The 19487-nt window shown below is 64.1% G+C and carries 14 protein-coding genes; 11 read left to right on the top strand and 3 right to left on the bottom strand.

Annotated features, from left to right (window positions below):
• Window positions 1-15: 15 nt before the first annotated feature.
• The 3 genes from RM779_RS06810 to RM779_RS06820 form a co-directional block, all read right to left on the bottom strand.
• Window positions 16-264: a hypothetical protein gene (locus RM779_RS06810; RefSeq protein WP_311616741.1), complete on the bottom strand. Its 249-nt coding sequence runs from the start codon at window positions 262-264 to the stop codon at window positions 16-18.
• 532 nt (window positions 265-796) lie between these two features.
• Window positions 797-1030, bottom strand: coding sequence for a hypothetical protein (locus RM779_RS06815; RefSeq protein WP_311616742.1), 234 nt, complete (start codon window positions 1028-1030; stop codon window positions 797-799).
• A gap of 554 nt (window positions 1031-1584) precedes the next feature.
• Window positions 1585-1932: a hypothetical protein gene (locus RM779_RS06820; protein WP_311616743.1), complete on the bottom strand. Its 348-nt coding sequence runs from the start codon at window positions 1930-1932 to the stop codon at window positions 1585-1587.
• 2229 nt (window positions 1933-4161) lie between these two features.
• Here RM779_RS06820 and RM779_RS06825 point away from each other — a divergent pair.
• The 11 genes from RM779_RS06825 to RM779_RS06875 all read left to right on the top strand — a co-directional run bounded on the left by RM779_RS06825 (window position 4162) and on the right by RM779_RS06875 (window position 19435).
• Window positions 4162-5988 carry a hypothetical protein gene (locus tag RM779_RS06825; RefSeq protein ID WP_311616744.1) on the top strand — a complete coding sequence of 609 codons (1827 nt, stop codon included), beginning with the start codon at window positions 4162-4164 and terminating at the stop codon, window positions 5986-5988.
• Window positions 5989-6161: 173 nt separating this feature from the next.
• Window positions 6162-6815: a peptidoglycan recognition protein family protein gene (locus RM779_RS06830; RefSeq protein ID WP_311616745.1), complete on the top strand. Its 654-nt coding sequence runs from the start codon at window positions 6162-6164 to the stop codon at window positions 6813-6815.
• Between the two features lie 38 nt (window positions 6816-6853).
• A complete protein-coding gene (locus tag RM779_RS06835) occupies window positions 6854-8656 on the top strand; it encodes a hypothetical protein (RefSeq protein WP_311616746.1) in 1803 nt (600 codons plus the stop codon).
• 211 nt (window positions 8657-8867) lie between these two features.
• Entirely contained in the window at window positions 8868-9083 is a 216-nt protein-coding gene (locus RM779_RS06840; protein WP_311616747.1) for a hypothetical protein, read from the top strand.
• A 182-nt stretch (window positions 9084-9265) separates the two neighbouring features.
• Window positions 9266-9553 (top strand): hypothetical protein, encoded by a 288-nt coding sequence (locus RM779_RS06845; protein WP_311616748.1) that lies wholly within the window; start codon window positions 9266-9268, stop codon window positions 9551-9553.
• Window positions 9550-9732, top strand: a complete 183-nt coding sequence (locus tag RM779_RS06850; RefSeq protein WP_311616749.1) for a hypothetical protein — start codon at window positions 9550-9552, stop codon at window positions 9730-9732. The genes RM779_RS06845 and RM779_RS06850 overlap by 4 nt, the downstream gene beginning before the upstream one ends.
• The gene (locus RM779_RS06855) at window positions 9732-14804 is read left to right on the top strand and encodes a hypothetical protein (protein WP_311616750.1); all 5073 of its coding nucleotides are present in this window, start codon (window positions 9732-9734) and stop codon (window positions 14802-14804) included. Before RM779_RS06850 ends, RM779_RS06855 begins: the two co-directional genes overlap by 1 nt.
• A complete protein-coding gene (locus tag RM779_RS06860; protein WP_311616751.1) occupies window positions 14804-15703 on the top strand; it encodes a hypothetical protein in 900 nt (299 codons plus the stop codon). Before RM779_RS06855 ends, RM779_RS06860 begins: the two co-directional genes overlap by 1 nt.
• Complete coding sequence (locus RM779_RS06865) at window positions 15703-17016, top strand: C40 family peptidase (RefSeq protein ID WP_311616752.1); 1314 nt, start codon at window positions 15703-15705, stop codon at window positions 17014-17016. The genes RM779_RS06860 and RM779_RS06865 overlap by 1 nt, the downstream gene beginning before the upstream one ends.
• A complete protein-coding gene (locus tag RM779_RS06870; RefSeq protein WP_311616753.1) occupies window positions 17016-18308 on the top strand; it encodes a hypothetical protein in 1293 nt (430 codons plus the stop codon). The genes RM779_RS06865 and RM779_RS06870 overlap by 1 nt, the downstream gene beginning before the upstream one ends.
• Window positions 18308-19435: a hypothetical protein gene (locus tag RM779_RS06875; protein WP_311616754.1), complete on the top strand. Its 1128-nt coding sequence runs from the start codon at window positions 18308-18310 to the stop codon at window positions 19433-19435. The genes RM779_RS06870 and RM779_RS06875 overlap by 1 nt, the downstream gene beginning before the upstream one ends.
• Window positions 19436-19487: the final 52 nt, after the last annotated feature.

Below are 19487 nucleotides of genomic sequence, written 5' to 3' on the forward strand. Positions count from 1 at the left end.
TGCCGCCGCAAGGGCCTAGTGGAGCGACTGGCAGCGCTCATTATCCGCGTCGGGCCCAAGCGCGGCTAGCTCGCAGAAGTGCGTGCTCAGCATCTCGCCCGTCTCCATAAGTGCTGCCACCAGTTCGTCAAGGTCCCAGCCGTGGTAGTTCCACATGGGCCCCTTGCAATTCTCCGCCGTTTCTGGGAACCACTCACCGAGCTGCGTCGCCATGTGCTGCTCACACGCGGTATAGTCGGCGGGCTCGTAGTAGAAGTAACGCATCTGTCTCCCTCTCCTGTAGGACCAAGGGGGCGCACATCACGGTGTGCGCCCGATGATCCGGCAGGCTAGCGGTACACCACCGTCCGCGCGACGCGGAAGACGGTGCCATCGTCCGCCATCACCTCAAGCCCGGCGGCCAAGTCATCCAGGTGACCAGACATGTCAACCTGCCGGAGCCCCGCGGTCAAGATGGGGTTCCATAGCAACTCCGCGGCCAGCCGCGGGCGGGGCGCGCTGCCTATCCGCAGGCACCCCCATCCGTCATCGACCTCAGCGACATAGGGCCACAGGTTGGCGCGATCAACGGCCCTCATTCCCTGGGGTGTGAGCCTGAGACAGTCCTCTAGATGACGGAGGCCCTTGTGCCAGAAGGGCTCAACCAGGCCCGCACGAAGCAGATTTCGAACCACCCTCCGATCAAGGGCGCGATTCGGCCAGAAACCGCGCTCTGCAATGCGGTGCAGTGCCTCAACCTGGGCATCGGTGCACGGAATCCCCAAATCACGCAGAACCTCGCGGGGGACGTTTACGTTCACGCCACACCCTCCCTGAAGTCATGCCAGAAGCCCGCGCTAGGGGTCGGAATTCCGGCGTGGCACATCTCGTGGGCCACTTCGACATCATCACCGTCGTCCGTCACCCGGCCATGCGCTGTCAGCGCAACGGATATCGCCTGTTCCATCGACTCCGCCCGGACGGCATACAGATACGGCGCCTCATTGTCATGGCGCATCGCGCCATGAATCACGATGGTGTAATCCCTCATGATCCCTCTCCTAGATCATGTGCTCTCCCTGTAAGAGCGAAACAGCGGCTCCTATGGCAGTAGGAGCCGCTGGACTCTCCGGCAGGGTCAGGCCCTCTAGTTCTCGTAGCGCACTGCCTCACCACGGCGCCGCAACTCATTGGCCACCATGCGCAGTGTGTGTATGTCTGCGTTCCGGATGTTCCAGGGCCGCAGGGGGGCGCACTCGTCAATCTGGTGGCGCTTCACTCGCACGGTCGCATACAACTCATCATCGGTCATCGCAGCAATGACCTGCCGGAGTTGTCGGCAGGCGGACGCATGGGACATTGCATCCCTACGCCGCAGCGCGCGGATGGTATCTGCCCGCTGTATCGGGTTAGACATGTCGCCGTAGATCGATCCATACATATCCAGGTATGAGTCATACCTGGTCACGCAGCTCGGTTGCCTCTTGATGACGTACCGCTTGATTGTGACACCCATGATCCCTCTCCTAGATCACGTGCTCTCCCTGTAAGAGCAAATCAGCACCCATCTGTTGGATGGGTGCTGAATGCTCCGGCAGAAAGCCCTCACCAGTCGGGCAGACCAAAAGGGTCATAGCCCTCGCTCCGAAGACACGGACAGTCATCCGCGTGCACCGCGTCCCACTGTGACAGGCGCGGCTCTCCGTCCGCGTCATATCCGGTCACCGTGTATGTCATCCGGTGCCCGTTGGCCGCAAGGTGCGTCCGGGTCTCCGGAAACGTCCACTCATGCACGGGGATGTACTCGCCGGTGAGGTTACTCCGTCGCTCCACCGAGATTTTTGTTGGGGTGCGCACAAAGCAAAAGCGCGTGCCGTTGATCTCTCGCAGGTGACGGCGCCCCGGATTAAGGAACACCTCGGCGTAGCGCTCACCAATGATGAAGTCGTCCACGATCCCTCTCCATTGATCACGATGAACTCATCAAGCAGGCAGGGGAGTCCGATTCGGTACCGGCCCTATAGGGGTGCGCAATGCCTCCCTGCTAAAGGACTCTTCACGCCTCGCGCGTGCCTCTACGCTCCATGAGCCCCGCACTCTGTCGGGTCGCCTCTTCCGGTTCCTCACTGAAGATTCCCCTTGGGTTGATCTCGGTCGCTCCCCTGCCTGCGTGACGAGTGGCGGGCCCGTGAAGGGGCCGCCATCGTCTGCTCACCCGTCCATCACGGGTTGGGGTGAGCTTCGCCCGTCCTATCCGCAAGCCGGTCATCGCGGGATGTCTGCCCCGCTCGGGTACCTGCGTCTCAGTGCCTAGCACTCACACACCCCGGGAGTTCGTTCTCCCCACGTATGTGGACGTTGCGCGTTCGAGATGTTCACTCCGGATCGGTCCGAGCCAACGGGCCCCGTCCGCCTCTTCCGCTTCGCCCCGGTTTCCCGGTGCTCCGTGGTGGAGTAGGCAAGACACTACGGACGTCCACGAACGTGCACAAGCCCCAAACGGTAAAGGGATGGCAAAGTCATTTTGTTCGAATAGAACATGCAGGTCAGCGGCCTTGCGCTCGAAAGGTTGTAGCGCGCAGCAAGATTCTTTTCTGTGCACGTTCGTGCCTAGCGATGGTCACCGCTGGTGACTCTGACGAGCTGACATGTCCACTGGGTGGACAGCCTCTTGACACATCCGGGCCGGTCACAGACGTGTGGGGCCCGTGAAGACCCGGCGGAGAGGAATCACCCAAAGTGATGGAAGCGGTCCCAGAGGCACCAAGTGCCGTTTCAACGGCACAAGGGGACATCGGGGGCGCACGGGTGCGCAGGAAGGGGCGCACAGAGCCCCTGACGGGCCCTCAGAAGCCCTCACGGGGGCAGATGGCTGGCCAGTGCCGACAGGCGCCTGAGAGAGCCCCACAGAGCCCCACAGAGGCTTCACTGCTCCCAGAGCGCGGCTCTGGTCCGGAAGGTGGCAGAGGCGCCCTCGCGCACGCGTATGCGTGCCTTGATCACTTTACGGGCAGCCGTAAAGTGAAGATGCCCTCGCGCATGCGCGCGTGTTCTGTCCGGCCTGAGTGCTGGCCGGACAAAAGCCGTCCGGAGGGACGGCAGAGGTGTTCCCCCTGCACACCCGCCGCTCATGCGGCGGTATGTGTCCGGCGAGGAACGGCCACATGCACGCGCGTATGCGCGCGTATGTGTGCGCGTATGCGCACACGCATAGTGCTGGCCTGTCGGCCAGCACATATATATGTCTTTGTGTGCCCTATGGGCACACAGTGAATGGACTCGACTGGCAGCATTCATGCTGGTAAGGAGAGTCCCCTCATTTTCACTGGAGCGAGCCACGTAGTGGCTCTTTGTGCCCCTGTATGTCTCTTTCTGGGGTCTATGACCCCAGGTTTTTAAATTCGTGGCTCGCTCCAGTGAATGGTATCCATTCACTGATCTCGCCTAAACTCCCCAGTCTTTATTGGCGGCCTGGAGGCCGCCTGTTAGGTCTCGTTAGAGACCTAATGACTAAGGGCCGCCTTGCGGGCGGCCCTGGTCTTTATCACCGCCGGCCTGGAGGCCGGCTGAAGTCTTTCTATCTGGCGGCCCCGGGGGTTCGGGCCGCCTCTTTGAGGCTTGAGCGATGCTCAACTAAGCAGTCTAGCATGCTCGAAAAAACGTTCGGGTTTTCCAGGATGGCACCCAGCTGACCTGCGGGGATGGCGTCAGCGCGCTCCGCGGCTCTTGTTCCGCCTGCGGCGGGTGGCACACATGTTCACCGCCTCGGGCTCACGCTCGGGCGGGGTCGCTTCGACGGTGACCGCGGGTCCCGCGAGGGTGGTTCTCCGGTTCAGTTCGCCCCGCTTGCATTCCGGATGGACCCATTTCCCGAGCAGCATGACTATCTCCCCGCCCGGTCTTATCGACTCCGGACAGCGCGTGCGCCCGGTGGCGAACCTTGCCCTCATTCTGGAATGCCTCTTCCTGGGCCCTGGAGGGCCCTCAGAGGCGATTAGAACACGCGTGCGACCTCCGTTACCCTCACCGCCGCGAGCGGCCCCAGAGGGGCCCCCAGAGTCCCGGGAGAGCGGCGGTGACGGCATGGCGAGGGTAAGACTTCCCTCCGAAGGCAGGGTCGCCTCCCGGGACCGGCGGGCCAGCCGCCTGTCATCCGCGGACAGCAAGCACACGATCCTCACCATGCTGCGCACCGGCTACACGGTGGCCGAGGCATGCACGGCGGTGGGGAAGGTCCGCAAGACCTACGAGTACTACCGCAAGTCCGACTCGGAGTTCCGCGCCGCCGCGGATGCGGCCCTGGCGGCAGTGACCGCCAAGCGGGCCGGCGAGCGCCGGGAAGTCCCGGACTTCCCGGAGTTCTCCCGGGAGTACCTGGGCAATGAGCTGTTCTGGCATCACCGGCAGTGGTTCGACCTCCTGGAGGGCCGCGAGCCCCGCGAGCTGCATCCGCGTCAGCAGTTCGAGCCGAACGACCCGGATATGCTCCTCATCAACACTCCGCCGGAGGGCTCGAAGACCACAACGTTCACCGTGGGGTACACGGTGTGGCGCATCGTCCAGGACCCGAACGTCCGTGTAGTCATCGTCTCGAAGACGCAGGAGATGGCCCGCAAGATGCTGCTGGCCATCAAGGAACGCCTGGCGGAATCCGACCAGTTCGCGCAGCTTCAGGAGGACTTCGGGCCTGCTGGCGGCTTCGGCGGTGAGGGCGCTGCCGCCTGGACGGCCGACAAGATCTATGTGAACGGCCGCAGCTCGGACCAGAAGGACCCCACGGTGTGGGCCCTGGGCATCAAGGGGCACATCTACGGCGCCCGCGCCGACCTGGTCATCATGGATGACTGCGTGGACCACACGAACCACCAGGACTACGTCAAACAGATCGACTGGATTCAGAACCAGGTGCAGAGCCGCGTCGCCGACGTCGGCGGCAAGATGGTGCTGATCGGGACCCGGCTGGAGAGCCAGGATCTTTACTCGGAGATCCGGAAGGCCGAGTACTACAACGAGGGCAAGTCGCCCTGGACGTATCTGACTCAGCCCGCCGTTCTGGAGTACGCCGACGACCCGAAGGACTGGGTGACCTTCTGGCCGAAGACCAACCGGGCCCCGGTGACCATCGCCGCCCGCAAGCTCGTCCAGGCGGACGAGGATGGCCGCTGGCCCATGTGGGACGGTCCGGCTCTTGCCCGCAAGCGCGCGAAGATGACGCCCCGGAACTGGTCCATGGTCTACATGCAGGACCAGGTCTCGGACGACAGCGTGTTCAAGGTCGCCGCTGTCACTGGCTGTATCGATCGGGCCCGCTACCCGGGCCGCCTGTTCGCGGGCCAGCCCCAGCACCGGGCCCACGGCATGGAGGGCCTGACCGTCCTCGCCGGCCTGGACCCGGCCGCCGCAGGCTTCACTGCCATGCAGGTCTGGGGGCTGGACCGCCGCACCGGGGTGCGGTGGGTGCTGGACATCGTGAACAAGCGGGCAATGCCGCCACACGAGATGCGAGCGGAGATGTTCCGCCTCACCGAGCGGTACGGCATCCAGGAATGGCGCGTGGAACGCAACGCGTACCAGATGAGCATTGTCCAGGACCGGGAGATCCGCCAGCGCCTGGCGGCCCTCGGCTGCCTGATCTCTCCGCACCATACGGACGCGAAGAAGTGGGATTCGGACTTCGGCGTTGCCAGCATGGCCACCCTCTTCGAGGGATGGGGGACTGGGGACAACCTGATCCGACTCCCCTCGCAATCCCAGTCAGAACATGTCCGCGCTTTCGTAGAGCAGCTGTGCGCTTGGTTCCCGGAGACGAAGGGCCTGACTGACACGGTCATGGCCGCCTGGTTTGTGGAAATCCGCTGCCGGGAGCTGATGGCGACCATGGGTCAGGATTTCCATCTGGGTGACAATGAGTTCCTGTCCTCCCGGGACAGGGAATCGCAGGTGGTTCTTGACTTCGACTTCATGCTTCAGGGTGGCGCAGCCGGTGCCTGGAACGGGAGATGGAACTAATGGAGTACGTGTCACGCGCCAACTGGGGCGCGAGGCCCTACAGGCAACCGAACGGCGCTACGCCCTACTCACGCCCCCGCAGGGGCGTGAAAGTGCATTATCTTGGAGGCGCCTACTCCAGCCGCCCGCACACGCAGTGCGCGGCCTACGTGCGCCAGGTGCAGAACCAGCACATGAACGGCAACGGCTGGAGCGATATCGGCTACAGCTTCGCCGTGTGCGAGCACGGCACCGTCTACGAGGGCCGCGGTCTGAAGCGCCGCAACTCCGCGAACGGAAACACGTCGCTCAACGAGGCGCATTATGCCGTGCTGGGGCTGCACGGAACTAACTCCGGCAAGCCTGGCTCCGAGCTGCTGAGTGGCATCAGGGATGCCATTGACCACTGCCGGGCCAAGGGGCCCTGCGGGTCGGAGATCAAGGGTCACAGGGACGGCTATGCCACCGCGTGCCCTGGTGACGAACTGTACGAGTGGGTAAAGGCCGGCGCGCCGCGCCCGAAGACGGAGGAACCGGTGACCGAAGCCGAGATGAAGAAGCTGGCCGAGCTGACTGCCGAGCGCGTGTGGGTAAAAGACCACTTGATCGATGTGCCGTGGGGCACTGAACAGAATCCGCACTGGGCGGCCGGGAACGTCATCACCGACACCGGCAATCTGCTGCGCGAGGTCCGTGGGCGCGTGAAGCAGCTTCAGGCGCAGCAGGAGACCATTCGCGAGCTGGTGCAGGCTCTCGCCTCCCGGGACGAGGCGATTGACGTGGATGCCCTGATCCGCCGCATTGAGGAGCGCATTCAGTCGCTCGATGTGCGCATCATCGCCGAGTAGAGGCATACTTCAAGTGCGCTTGAAGTCTGGGAGGTGACATGGACGGATACGGCAGCATCAAGCACATAGCCAAGAGGGTGGATAGTCTCCGGCGCGAATACTCCGAGCGGGACGCGCGTCACCAGCTCGTGACCGACGCCCGCGCCCAGCGCATTGACAACATCGCCCCTGGCTCGCTGCCGGATGCGTGGCCGCGGCCGATCACGGCCAACGCGATTGACAACGCCGCACGGCAACTGGCGGAGAACCTGGCGGCTCTGCCATCTATCAACTGCGCCTCCGGGACCGCGAACACTGATGTTGCGAAGCGTCGCGTCGCCAAGCGCACGAAGATTGCGTACTCCTACGTCATCGACTCCGGCCTCCGGAAGCAGCTGCCCACCGGCGCAGACTGGTACATCACCTACGCCAGTATGCCTATCATTGTGGAGCCGGATTTCAAGCGTGGTCGGCCGCGGTTCCGCATTGAGAACCCGATGGGCACCTACACCGAATGCGATCGGTGGGGCGCTGTCCGCACCTACGTGAAGGTATACCGCGAGGCGGCTGGCAAGTTGGCGGCGAAATATCCCGAGCATGCAGGCGCCATTTTCGGCGCGGATACGTTCAACAAGGCATGCTCTCCGGATGCGCTGCTTGAGGTGGTGAGGTATGAGGATGCGGAAACGCGGGTCCTCTACATGCCCGAGCGCCGGGACCACGTTCTTCTCCAGGCACCAAACCCTCTCGGTAAGGTGATGGTCGCCATTGCCGAGAAGCCGAAGTGGGATGACCAGGAACGCGGTCAGTATGACGACGTCATCTATCCGCACCTGGCCCAGAGCAAGATGGCCATGTATGGCCTGGAGGCCACGCAGAAGTCAGTGCGGGCGCCGCTTGCGGTGCCCGAGGACGTCACGAAGATCAGCTTCGGCGACGACGCGGTGATCCGCACCCGGTCACCCCGGGACGTCATCCGGGTGGGGCAGGACATGCCCACCGCGGCATGGCAACAGCAGAGCCTCTTGGCTGAAGAGGTCCAGCGCGGAACCCGGACCCCCCGCGCAGCCTCCGGCGACATTGACGCCAGCATCATCACCGGCAAGGGTGTGGAAGCCCTGGGCGCCGGCTATGACACCCAGATCGCCACCGGCCAACTGATGATTGGCTATGCCCTTGAGCAGGCGCTAGAACTCGCCTTCGAGATGGACGAGAAGTTCTGGCCGAACGCCGAGAAGCAGATCTCTGGCGTCATCAACGGCACGCCATTCGAGGAGAAGTACACGCCGAGTAAGGACATCGCGGGCAGCTACCGCGTCTCCTGTTCGTACGGCTTCGCCTCGGGGATGAACCAGCACAACGCGTTGGTGTTTTTGCTCCAGCTCCGTGGGGACCAGCTCGTGCCGCGGGACTTCGTGCAGCGCCAGCTGCCGATGGACGTGGATGTTGCCGAGCTCCAGCGCCAGGTGGATAACGAGCTGGTTGAGGACTCCCTGAAGCAGGGCCTAGCGGCCATGCTGGCGAGCCTCGGCATGATGATGCAGCAGGGCATGGACCCCACACAGGTGTTGCGCCAGACGGCGGAGCTGATCAAGCTTCGCCAGCGCCTCCCCTTCCATGAGGCATACCTCCGCGCCTTCGAGCCCAAGGAAGAGGAGGCCGCCCAGGCGGATCCGCTAGCCGCCGTACTCGGCGGCGGTCCTCCCGCCCCGAATGGACCTCCCGGCCTCCCGGGCACCGCGCCCGGCCAGGCCCAGCTTGGCCCTGGCGGACAGCCGGACATGATGCAGCTCCTAGCTGGGCTGACGTCCGGCGGCTCTCCTGAACTGTCCGCCTCTGTATCCAGAAGGGTCCCCGCATGAGCTGCGCGAGGTGCGGCAAGCGCGCCGAGAACGGTCACCAGGGACACCACGTCGGTTGCCCCGAGCGGGCAAAGCCCCCTCCCGGCCCCGAGAAAGAGCCTGATCGGGAGCCCTGCGCCAAGGATGGCTGCACCGCTCCCCGGCTAGTCAGCAGGGGGCCTCGGCCCGCCAAGTACTGCGTAAACCACACGACAACCCGAAAGGCAAAGAGATGAGCCACCTCGGAGACGGTTTCCATGACGGAGCGGCCCGGCCGCAGGAGTCCCTTCAGGGCGAGCCGCTGGCCAGCACCATGGCCATGCCGCTGGAGAGCGTGAGCCACGACAACCCGCGCAGCGCTGCGGCCGACAACATCGGCCAGAGCTGGACCAGCTTCCTGGAGCCGGTCCCGGCGGCTGCGCCGGCGAACAGCAACCCGGTTCACTGATGACCACCCCGGCCCCTGGCCGGGGTGGCTACCGGCAGCCCGAACGAGGGGCACCGGTCAGCGGCCCTGGCCCCCTCTCTCAGCGTACTGACGGCCCCCAGGGGGGGCAGCCGGTGCGCGTCCCCACGGGAGGCTCCTACGGCTCTGGCGTGGAGAGTCAGCGCATGCAGCAGGCTGCGCCCATGTCGGAAACCCCCGGCGGGGACGCCGGTCCGGGTATCGACCTGTCCGCGCTCGTGGGCTTTGGTGAGCCCACCGCCCAGCCGGGCACACCCGTGACCGCCGGGGCCGCCGCGGGGGCAGGCCCCGGCCCTGAGGCCCTGAACCTCAGCCCGCAGCCCAATGAGGACATGCAGAAGTTGATTTCCTATTTGCCCGCGCTGGAGCGCATGGCGAATGTCCCGGGTGCCAGCCGGGCGACACGGAATATGGTCCGTTACATCAAGAGCCGCGTAACGCCGGGAGCGTGATGGAGACCTGGTTTGCCGAGATCGGCAATTTCTACACGGCTTTTCCTGACGCCCCCGCCCTGGCGGTGGACATGGCGCTGAACGGCCCCCCGGCGGATCAGGCCGGTTACTCTCTGGCCTACAGCGCCATCCGCACCCCCGAGGAGATTGACGTCTACCCTCAGCCGGGGCTGATCTGATGGGGAACTGGCTGACGGATACCCTGGATGCCCTCGGCGACGCTGCGGGCGAGGCCGGCGACATCCTGGGCGGTGGGTTGGAGGCCACCACCCGTGGTCTGAACGTTGTGGACCGGTTTATCAACCCGTTCCATGTGGAATTCGACCCTTCGGGCGAGGTGGACGAGTCCAGGGATTCTCCGCTCGGCGGTATCGTGAACCGCTCCACTGAGCGGTTCTTCCAGGGGTACGAATGGGTCTACGACAACGCCATCTCCCAGCCCATCAGCACGGGCGTGCTGATGATTCAGCGCCCCGGACAGCTTCTCTCTCCATCCGAATGGGCGCGCACCTGGAGGGCATCAGAGTTCATTTCCCCCGGTCAAGCGTTCCAGCTCCCGTGGGCGGAGAGGGGGGCCCTGGGGCAGCTCTGGGGAATGGCATCCACCATGACCCCCATGGGCCTTGCGGCTCCGCATCTTTTTGGCGACACCGGCAATGCTCAGCAGGCGGTGGATTCTCCGCTCCTCCGCTACGCCCCCCCGGGCGTGGAGCAGATGCCCGGCTGGGCTGACCTGTCCCCCGAGGAGCAGCAGCAGGCGTTGGCCGAAATGGGCATGCCAGTTGACCCCATGGGCGGCAATGCTTTCATTGCGCAGCTGCGCCAGCAGTCTCTGGGTTACCGCTACTTCAGTGGCACTACAGATTTTGCCGTCCGCTGGTTCGCCGATCCGCTGGTGATCGGCGGCAAGGGAATCTCCGCCGCTCGTGCGGCGAGGAGCGTGAAGGTCCGCCCGGGGGGCGGTTGGTCCCCGGGGCAGATCGATGACTTGGTCAACAACTCCCGCATGAACCAGCTGGTCGATTTCCTTACGGCCAACCGCGATAATCCCGCGCTGGTCAACAACACGGATATGGCGCTGCGTTCGTCCATGGGGCCGCGCCTGGGCGCCGTCAACAGCATCCTGACCAGCTCGGACGAGGTGCGGGACTTTATCCGCGTGGGCCTGGGGGACGTAGCCGCGCAGGAACGGCTGATGCAGTCCAATGCCCTGGCGCGTCAGCGTCTGGAGGGCTACCGCTCTCGGGTCTCCGTGCTGGAAAACAACCTGGCGAACTGGTCCCCGAGGATGCCGACGAACAGTCAGGCAGTTGTGCGGCAGGAGGTTGACCGCCTCAATACGGCAATCAACGCGGACGACGCACTAGTGACGCGCTACAACGCCATTCTGGAGCATGCTGACGAGATAGACCGACTGCACCTCTCCCGGGGGCAGTACAGGGCCGCCAGGGCCCGCACAGAGGCTCAGAGGCAATACAGCACCGGCGCCGCCCGGGGCGCTGCGGCGAACGCCCAGGCCGGACGTGAATTCCGTCGCAGGATCACACCCACTGTCGCCCCAAACGGCGGCAACTGGGGGCGGGTGACCGGTGAGAAGGTGGTTGATACCGGGCTGGTCAAGACTCGGCTTTGGGGCATTGGCGACGCATTTTCGCTGCCGGTGACCATGGTCCGGATGCTCAAGAATGTCAAGCCCAACGGGTACCTGGAGCTGGACAACGGCGCCGCTTTCAGCACGGATAACGTAGCCGAGCTGCGTGGCCAGCTGGCGCGCATTCCCGGCCTGACCGGCGGTCAGCGCCAGAACCTCCTGAACCGGTACTTGAAGACGGCCACCGAAGGCGAGCGCCGTCAGTTCCTGGACGAACTCCAGCGGGCAGCAATGGCCCGCATCGCAGAGAAGCACGGCTTGACGCAACAGGCCGGCGAGGAGCTGTGGGAGGCGACTCGCGCTAGGCGTGGCGCGGTGGTGGATAACCTGCGCCAGTACAGCACGGCGCAGATGGATCGACCCGGCCAGCAGCCTATTCGCGTGGATGTTTTTGAGGACGGCAACGGGGTCCTCATTGATCCCCGTCCGCACACGGTTTCCCGACTCGTCAACAACTACATCCTGGATGACCTGGACCAGTTTGACCGGCTGGTCCGGCGGAACGCCTCCCGCTTCCGCGCGCTTCGGGAATCAGCTGGCGGCGCACGGGACTGGACTGCCGCGGCGGGCGAGAGCCTGAACCAGTACTGGAAATTTGCGACGCTCTTGAGGCTGGGGTACATCCCGAGGACGCTGGGCGATGACATCGCTTCCCAGTGGGCGGCGCTGGGCACGGTCAGCATGGCCATGCGCATTGGGTACGGCGCGAAGAATACTGTCACCAACGCCGTGCATCGCAGCACACGCGGGCTGGATGCCGCGTCCGAGCGAATGCGCCGAGCAGAGGTACAGTACGCGGATGAGGAGCTAGGTCTTCTGCGCCCCCAGGAGAACCGGTTGCTGATCACGCTCAATCGCCGCCAGAGGGCGCTGGACAGGGCGCACATCCGCGCAAGCGACAGACATTACAGGGCAGAGCGAAAGCTTCGAGCCCTCCCCGCTAACGCAGACCCGCGCGTACGTGCCGGACTTACCAGAACTGCGGCGCGCCTTAAAGGGCAGATGGATGCCGCAGAGCGGGCGATGCAGGCGGGGCTTCCGGCCGCTGACATACAGCCGCTCATCGATCTCCGCGGGCGCATGCGCCAGCTGGAGGACCTGCGCGGCCTCGCGCTCCGAGACGCAGACGACCTGGCGGCCCGCCAGGCGAAGCGTTTCCAGGGCGGTCAGACGGTCACGATTGATGGCATCCAGTACCCGGCCGCGCTGGCGGGAAGCCAGCGCGGAGAATACTGGATGCAGCGCATCTCACCCGGCCAGGCATACGACAAGTTGTTCAAAACCAATCGCCAGCTGATACATGCGAATTTGACGAGGTCATTCGATAACGGGGCCCGGCCGATCTCCGCCGTCGATGACGAGGTAACGCACGCAGACGCGTGGGCCCACGCGATCAATGCTCAGATCGCTGGCGACCAGATGCAGCGCATGCTGGTGGCCGGCACGCCGGATGCGGACGTGGTCCGCTGGCTGAAGAATAGTCCGGAGGGGCAGACGTACTGGCGCCGTCTCGGCGTCGGCAGCGTAACTACGCCTGAGGATATCGTTGCCCGCTCGCGTTTCGAGGTGGACGAATATCTGCCGCTGCCGGAGATCCGCCAGCAGGCGCTGACTCCGGAGGGCGTCAGCCAGCAGTTCCTGCGGGACTCCATGGAGCCGTTGGCGCGGCCCGATGTACACATGGGCCAGCTCGGGCGGGCCGGTGTAGAGGGCTACCAGGCCATGAATCGCATCATGCAGCGCTGGTATGACATGGCGGTCAATATCCCGGCGAAGACCATGAGCCGTCACCCCCTCTTCAATCAGCTCTATGAGGGGCACCTACGACAGATCGTCTCCCAGCGCACTCGCCAGGGTGCTCGGCCTTCGACGGTGGAGGAGGTGGAGCGAGTTGCGGAGACGGCACGACGTATTGCGCATCGGGACATGAGGCGCATGACATTCGACATCTCTCACCAGACGGACGCGGCAGCGGCGCTCAGGTTCATCAGTCCCTTCTTCTCCGCCACGGCGGAGTCTTTCCAGCGCTGGGCGCGCATCATCGGCGACAAGCCGGAGATCGTGGGTTATGCGGCCAAGTTCTACAACGCCCCGGCGTACACGGGGCACCTTCAGACTTCCAATGGGGATGAGATCTTCCCCGATGGGACCTACGTGGACCCGGTCACGGGTGAACGGAAGCTGGCCCCGAAGGGCGACCGCTGGATTGTCGGCCGGATGCCCGAGTGGCTAGCGGGCTCCGACCTCGGAGTAGCCCTTGGAGTTGAGCGCAGCTCGGGTAACTTCCGCCTGAGCCAGAACTCAATCAACCAGGTTACGCAGGGGGACCCCTGGTACAACCCCGGCGTAGGCCCGATTGTGCAGATCCCGGTGAATGAGTTCGTGAAGGACAAGCCGAGTGACGCCGAGCTGGCGCGGCATCTAGGCGTCCTGCCTTTCGGACCCAACACCGCGAGCAACCCGGTTATGCGAGTCGTGCAGTCGGCGGCACCGTCAACGGTGAGGAACTTCCTGACTGCATTCGACACGAGCGATTACCGCTACCAGCAGATCAAAATGCAGATCACCCAGCGTGCGATTTTCGAGCACGAGCAGACCGGTAAACCCATGCCTTCGGCGCAGGAGATAGCCGATCAGACGCGCAACTACTGGATGTTCTCGGCGGCATCTAGCTTCATTCAGCCGATGGCCACACAGCGCCGTGACGCCTACGAGTTCTACCGTCAGCAGTTCCGGAACCTCCAGAGGCAGAATCCCGAGACAGCAGATCTCGAATTCTTGAACAGGTTCGGCGAGGAGTATTTCATCTTTGCCCAGAGCATGAGCAAGCACGAGGCCGGCGTACCCGCCACCCGGGCGGGCGTGGAGCTGAGCCAGCAGTATGCGGACATCCTTGCCGAGAACCCCGAGCTGGGCAGTCTCATCATCGGCCCCGAGGGGCAGGGACCTTTCAGTCCCGAGGCGTACTCCTACCAGCTGAACACGCCGCTGGAGCCGGGCGACGCCGAGTCTCAGAGGCGACGCCTCACCGCCCGGGAGGCAATGGACGAGAATCGCAGGCGCCTGGGATGGGCCCAATACACGGCGTTCATGAACGGTATCAATGCCGAGCTGGTGAACCGGAGCTTGGCCTCCCTGGACGAGCCGGGAGCGGAGGATCTGGCGGGCACGCGCAAGGCCGTTGTGGCCATGCTCGCCGAACCCGTCCTGCCGGACGGCTCAGAGAACCCGTTCTACAACGAGCAGTTCAGTCAGGACTGGTTCAGCTTCGACAGCAGGAAGTACGAGAGGCTGATTCCGGCCCTTGAGCGCGTCTCTACACAGATGCTGGAGCGCGATCCGGAGCGGAATGACCTGAGGACCCTCCAGACGTATCTCGCGGGCCGCAGGGCCCTCCAGGAGACACTGGCGACCCGCGAGTTCTCCACCCTCGGGGCGCGGGGGAACACGCAGCTACGTCGTGCGTGGTCGGCCTTCGTCGGCCAGCTCGTGGAGTCCGACACGAATTTCGGTGATCTCCACTCCCGGTACTTGTCGAGGGACCTCGGGATAGATGTCGAAGATGAAATGGCCCTGGGGCGGGGAGAGGTGGCAGTCTGATGGCCCTTCGAGGATCGGGCGGCGGTGGCAGTGTTGGCGTCCTCAGTCCTGAGCAACAGGCGGTGGTGGACTCCTTCCGCTCCTTCCAGAGCCAGCCGCAGGGGACCGAGTCCGCATATCCCGGCATGGTCTACATGGGCCGGACGGCCTACTCCCAGAGCGACCCCCGAAATGTGGACATTCGCGGTGGCGCCCAGCGAGACCGCTGGATCACAGGCGAGGATGCCATTCTGGAGTTCTACGAGTGGGAATCCAAGACTCGTCAGGACTTCATTGCCCAGGGCAAGTTGTCCGGCCTGCTGCCGGCTGATGGCGGAGAGATGGAGGGTGCCCGCCTGTGGGAGCAGCTGGTGGGTCAGGCGGCCTTCTATGGCGCCCGAGACCGCAAGGTGACCCCCTGGGATGTTCTCGCCGGGTACGTCCGGCAGAGCGGCACCGCGGAGACCGCGTGGCGCAAGGACCCGAGCAACCCGGATTTCGAGGTCAATGCGGTGACCGGCGAGCGCCGATACATCGGCCCGCAATTCAAAACGCAGACCGACACGGCCGTGAACTTGACGGACCCGGCAACGGCCAAAGCTGTCGCTGTCGCGACTTTCCAGCAGCTCATGGGGAGGGACCCTGGCGAAGGGGAACTCACCGCCTGGGCATCGGCCCTCCAGCAGGCCGAGCAAGCCGCTCCGGTCACTCGCACCACCACCACGGAGCACGACCCCATCACCGGGGAAATCATCGGCTCGGATGCCGCCACGAGTGGCGGCATTGATGCCGCCGGCCGCCAGTACCTGGCGGAGGAGCGCGTCAAGGGCACGCAGGAATACGCGGACGTCCAGGCCGCTACGACCTACGCCAACGCCCTGGAGAACGCGGTCTTCGGCGCTCCGCAGCTGGGGGCGTGATGGCCGCCTCCGCGGATGCGATCATCCAGACGGCGAGAACCGCGCTGGGCACCCCATACCGCTGGGGGGGGAACAACCTGACCCGCGGCGTGGACTGTTCGGGGCTCGTGCAGCAGGCGTTCGCCGCCCATGGAATTCAGCTCCCCCGAGTCACCTATCAGCAGATCAATGTTGGCAGCTCGGTGCCGCTCAACAAGTTGACGGCGGGCGATCTCGTATTCTTCGATACGGACCGCAAGAAGGTCGGCCCGGATCACGTCGGTATCTACATCGGCGGGGGGAAATTCATCCATGCCCCGCGCACGGGTGACGTGGTCAAAATTTCATCTCTCGGGGATAGTTACTATTCGGATCGTTTCATGGCCGGTAGGCGCGTCTCGGGCGTATCCGGAGGCGGTGCGGGGTCTGTGTCGGGCGGCGGCGCCGACAGCGCTCCTGCGCCCATCCTGGAGGCCACGGAGCTGGCCGAGCGCTACGGCATGTCGTATGCATTCTTTGACTCTCAGCCGGAGCTGAAGGGGCTGCTGCGGGAGGCGACCGCCGGCCAGTGGACGGCGACCCGCTTCCAGGCGAGCCTGAAGAACACCAAGTGGTGGCGAGAGTCCAGCAAAACCAGCCGGGAGGCGCAGGTGCTGGCAGCCTCGGACCCTGCTTCCTATAGAGCCTCAATGGAGGCGCAGCGCGAGGCCCTGAGGGCGGCAGCCGTCCAGGCGGGCGCCATTCTCACCGGTACGCAGCTCAACGAGCTGGCGCGCAATGTCGTCCACTTCGGATGGAACGAGGCGCAGATCAACAATTTCCTCGGGAAGTACATCGACTTCACCGACAAGCACACCCTTGGCGGCATGGCCGGTACCGCGGCCAAGGAAATCACCGGCCTCGCCTACGAGCTGGGAATTAAGGTCAGTGAGCAGCAGGTGAAGAACTACGCCCAGTACATCATCCGTGGCGTCTCGACCATGGAGGAAGTACAGACGACTCTGCGTCAGCAGGCGACCGGGACGTATCCGGGATTCACCCGGCAGATAGAGGCCGGCGAGTCCGTGAGGGACCTCGCCTCTCCCTACATTCAGATGATGGCGGAGGAGTTGGAACTCCCTGACACGGACGTGGATCTCTACACTCCGCAGATCCGGGATGCCATCAACCGGATGGGCTCCTCCGGCGGCCCCACCCCGATGACTCTCGCCGACTTCCAACAGACTCTGCGGAATGACCCCAGGTGGGGAAAGACGCAGACGGCGCAGGATAACGCTATGGCTGTGGGCCAACAGGTGCTGGCCGACATGGGTCTTATCGCCAGGCAGGCATAATGGCCGTCACCTTTGAGCAGTTTTTTGCGGCGATAGCCCAGCAGGAGAGCGGCAATCGTTATTCGGCCGTGGGGCCGCAGACCAGGTACGGCCGGGCCTACGGCAAATATCAAGTGCTGGCCCCTAATATCGGTCCCTGGACCCAGCAGTATTACGGGAAGCGCCTGAGCGCTCAGCAGTTCTTGAACAACCCGCAGGCCCAGGAGGCCGTTGCCCGCGGGAAGCTGCGTTCCTATTGGAACAAGTACGGCGCCCGCGGCGCCGCCAGTGCGTGGTACTCGGGAAACCCGAACCTCCACATGTCCACTCGCGCGCAGAGTGGCGGACCGTCCATCAAGGGCTATGTGGACTCGGTTCTCAGGATCGCCTCCGGGATCAATCCGGGGGCTGCACAGACCTCGGCTCAGGCCACTACCTACTCTGCCCCGGAGACACCGCGAATGACTGTCTCAGAGCAGGCTGAGTCATTCGGGCTCAGCCTTCGCCTGGTCAACTCCAACAAGGAACTCAAGAGGCTGTTCGACAAGGCCGTAGCCGGGAGCTGGTCTCCCGACCGCTTCCAGGCGGCTTTGCGAAATACCAAGTGGTGGCGGGGTCAGTCATCCACCCTGCGCGAGTACGTCACTCTGCGGTACACGGACCCCGCCACGTGGAAGCAGAACCGGGACAATGCCTACGCGGCAATGAAGTCCCTGGCCGCCCGGGTGGGCGTCAAGGGCATTTCCTCCGGCACTCTTTGGGATGCGGTCTATAACAAGCTGGCTCTGGGCTGGGACGACGCGCGCTTGCAGAACTGGTTCGGCAGCAAAATCAGCTTCACCCACGGTCAGGCGTGGGGGGATTCAGCCGCCGTCTGGGATGATCTTCATGACCTCGCGTATCAGATGGGGATGAAGTATTCCCTGAGTTGGTATGAGAACGCTACGCGGAAGATCGCCTCGGGCAAGAGCACGATTGCGGAGCATGAGACGTATATCCGGCGTCAGAGCGCCGGCCGGTACGCAGCCTATGCCAGTCAGATCAAGGCCGGGATGAGCGTGCAGGATCTCGCGGCCCCGTTCATTGAGGCTGTCTCCAGAATCCTGGAGCTTCCGGAAACGGACCTGGACGCCATCAGCAACAGCCATATCAGTAAGGCTATGCGCGGCCGGGACGACGGTCTGCCCACGCCGATGTGGGAGTTTGAGAACTCCCTGCGTAATGACCCAAAGTGGCGTAAGACCAAGAACGCACAGGATTCCATGATGGGCGTTGCCCATCAGGTGCTCAGAGATTTCGGGATGGCTTACTGATGACCACGCCGCAGTACGTACCGCCGGAGTTCCAGGATTCCATCAGCTACAACCCGCCTGCGACCAACACGCGGGAGATCGCCCGCCAGAAGAAGATCCACGAGGAACAGTCCCAGTGGGCTGGCAAGTGGAACAGCAAGGTCAACTATTACCAGGACAAGGTCAAGAAGACCGTAGGCAAGCGCCAGGAGGAGTTCCAGCGGAGGTTGGAGGCGGCCCAGAAGGGGCTGGCCCAGACGCAGGCCCGGGAACAGGCTGCACAGAGCCGTGTGTATGAGCTGAGCGGCGAGTACGGGAAACTCCTTACCGGAGCCGCGAGGGACGCCTACAGCGCCCTCAGCGCCCTTTTCAGCTCCTACGGACTGGGGAGCTTGGCGGGCAAGATCTACGAGTACACGAAGAATGGGTACAGCGCTGACACGATCGCCATCCTCCTTCAGGACACCAAGGAGTACAAGCAGCGCTTTGCGGGGAACGAGGCCCGCCAGAAGGCGGGTATGCCCGTGCTGAACCCTGCGGAGTACCTGGCTGCGGAGTCCTCCTACCGGCAGATCCTTCAGGACGCCGGTCTTCCGAAGGGCTTCTACGACAACCCGGCTGATTTCACGCACTGGATTGCCGGGGACGTGAGTCCCACGGAGATCAAGGAGCGCGTGGATATGGCCGTGCAGGCGACCACGCAGGCGAATCCGGAGTACAAGCGGGCGCTACAGCAGATGTACGGCGTGGACGAGAGCTATCTGACGGCGTATTTCCTGGATCGCAGCAGGGCAACACCCCTGCTGGAGAAGCAGGCGGCAGCCGCACAGTTCGGAGCGGCTGCCATCAGGCGGGGATTTGAGGCGTACCGGGACGAGTTCGAGGGCTACGCCACGATGGGCATTACTGCCGACCGGGCAGAGGAGGGGTGGGGGCGCATCTCGGAAGGCTATGACGCTATGCGGGGCATAGCTCAGCGCTGGGGTCTGGCCGACTGGGATCAGCAGCAGGCGGCGCAGGCCGAGTTCGTATCGGGCTCCGCATCGGCGAATCGCTCCCGGCGCCTCAGGAGCCAAGAGAGGGCCGCGTTCAGTGGTCGAGCTGGCTCCGCTCGCGCTGGCCTGGGTGCTGGATTCCAGCAAACCTAAACCGAACTTGAACTATTCGTATAGTGGACTTACTCTTCCATTCGAGCGGATC

This window comes from Streptomyces johnsoniae (assembly GCF_031845565.1).
GTDB lineage: Bacteria > Actinomycetota > Actinomycetes > Streptomycetales > Streptomycetaceae > Streptomyces > Streptomyces johnsoniae.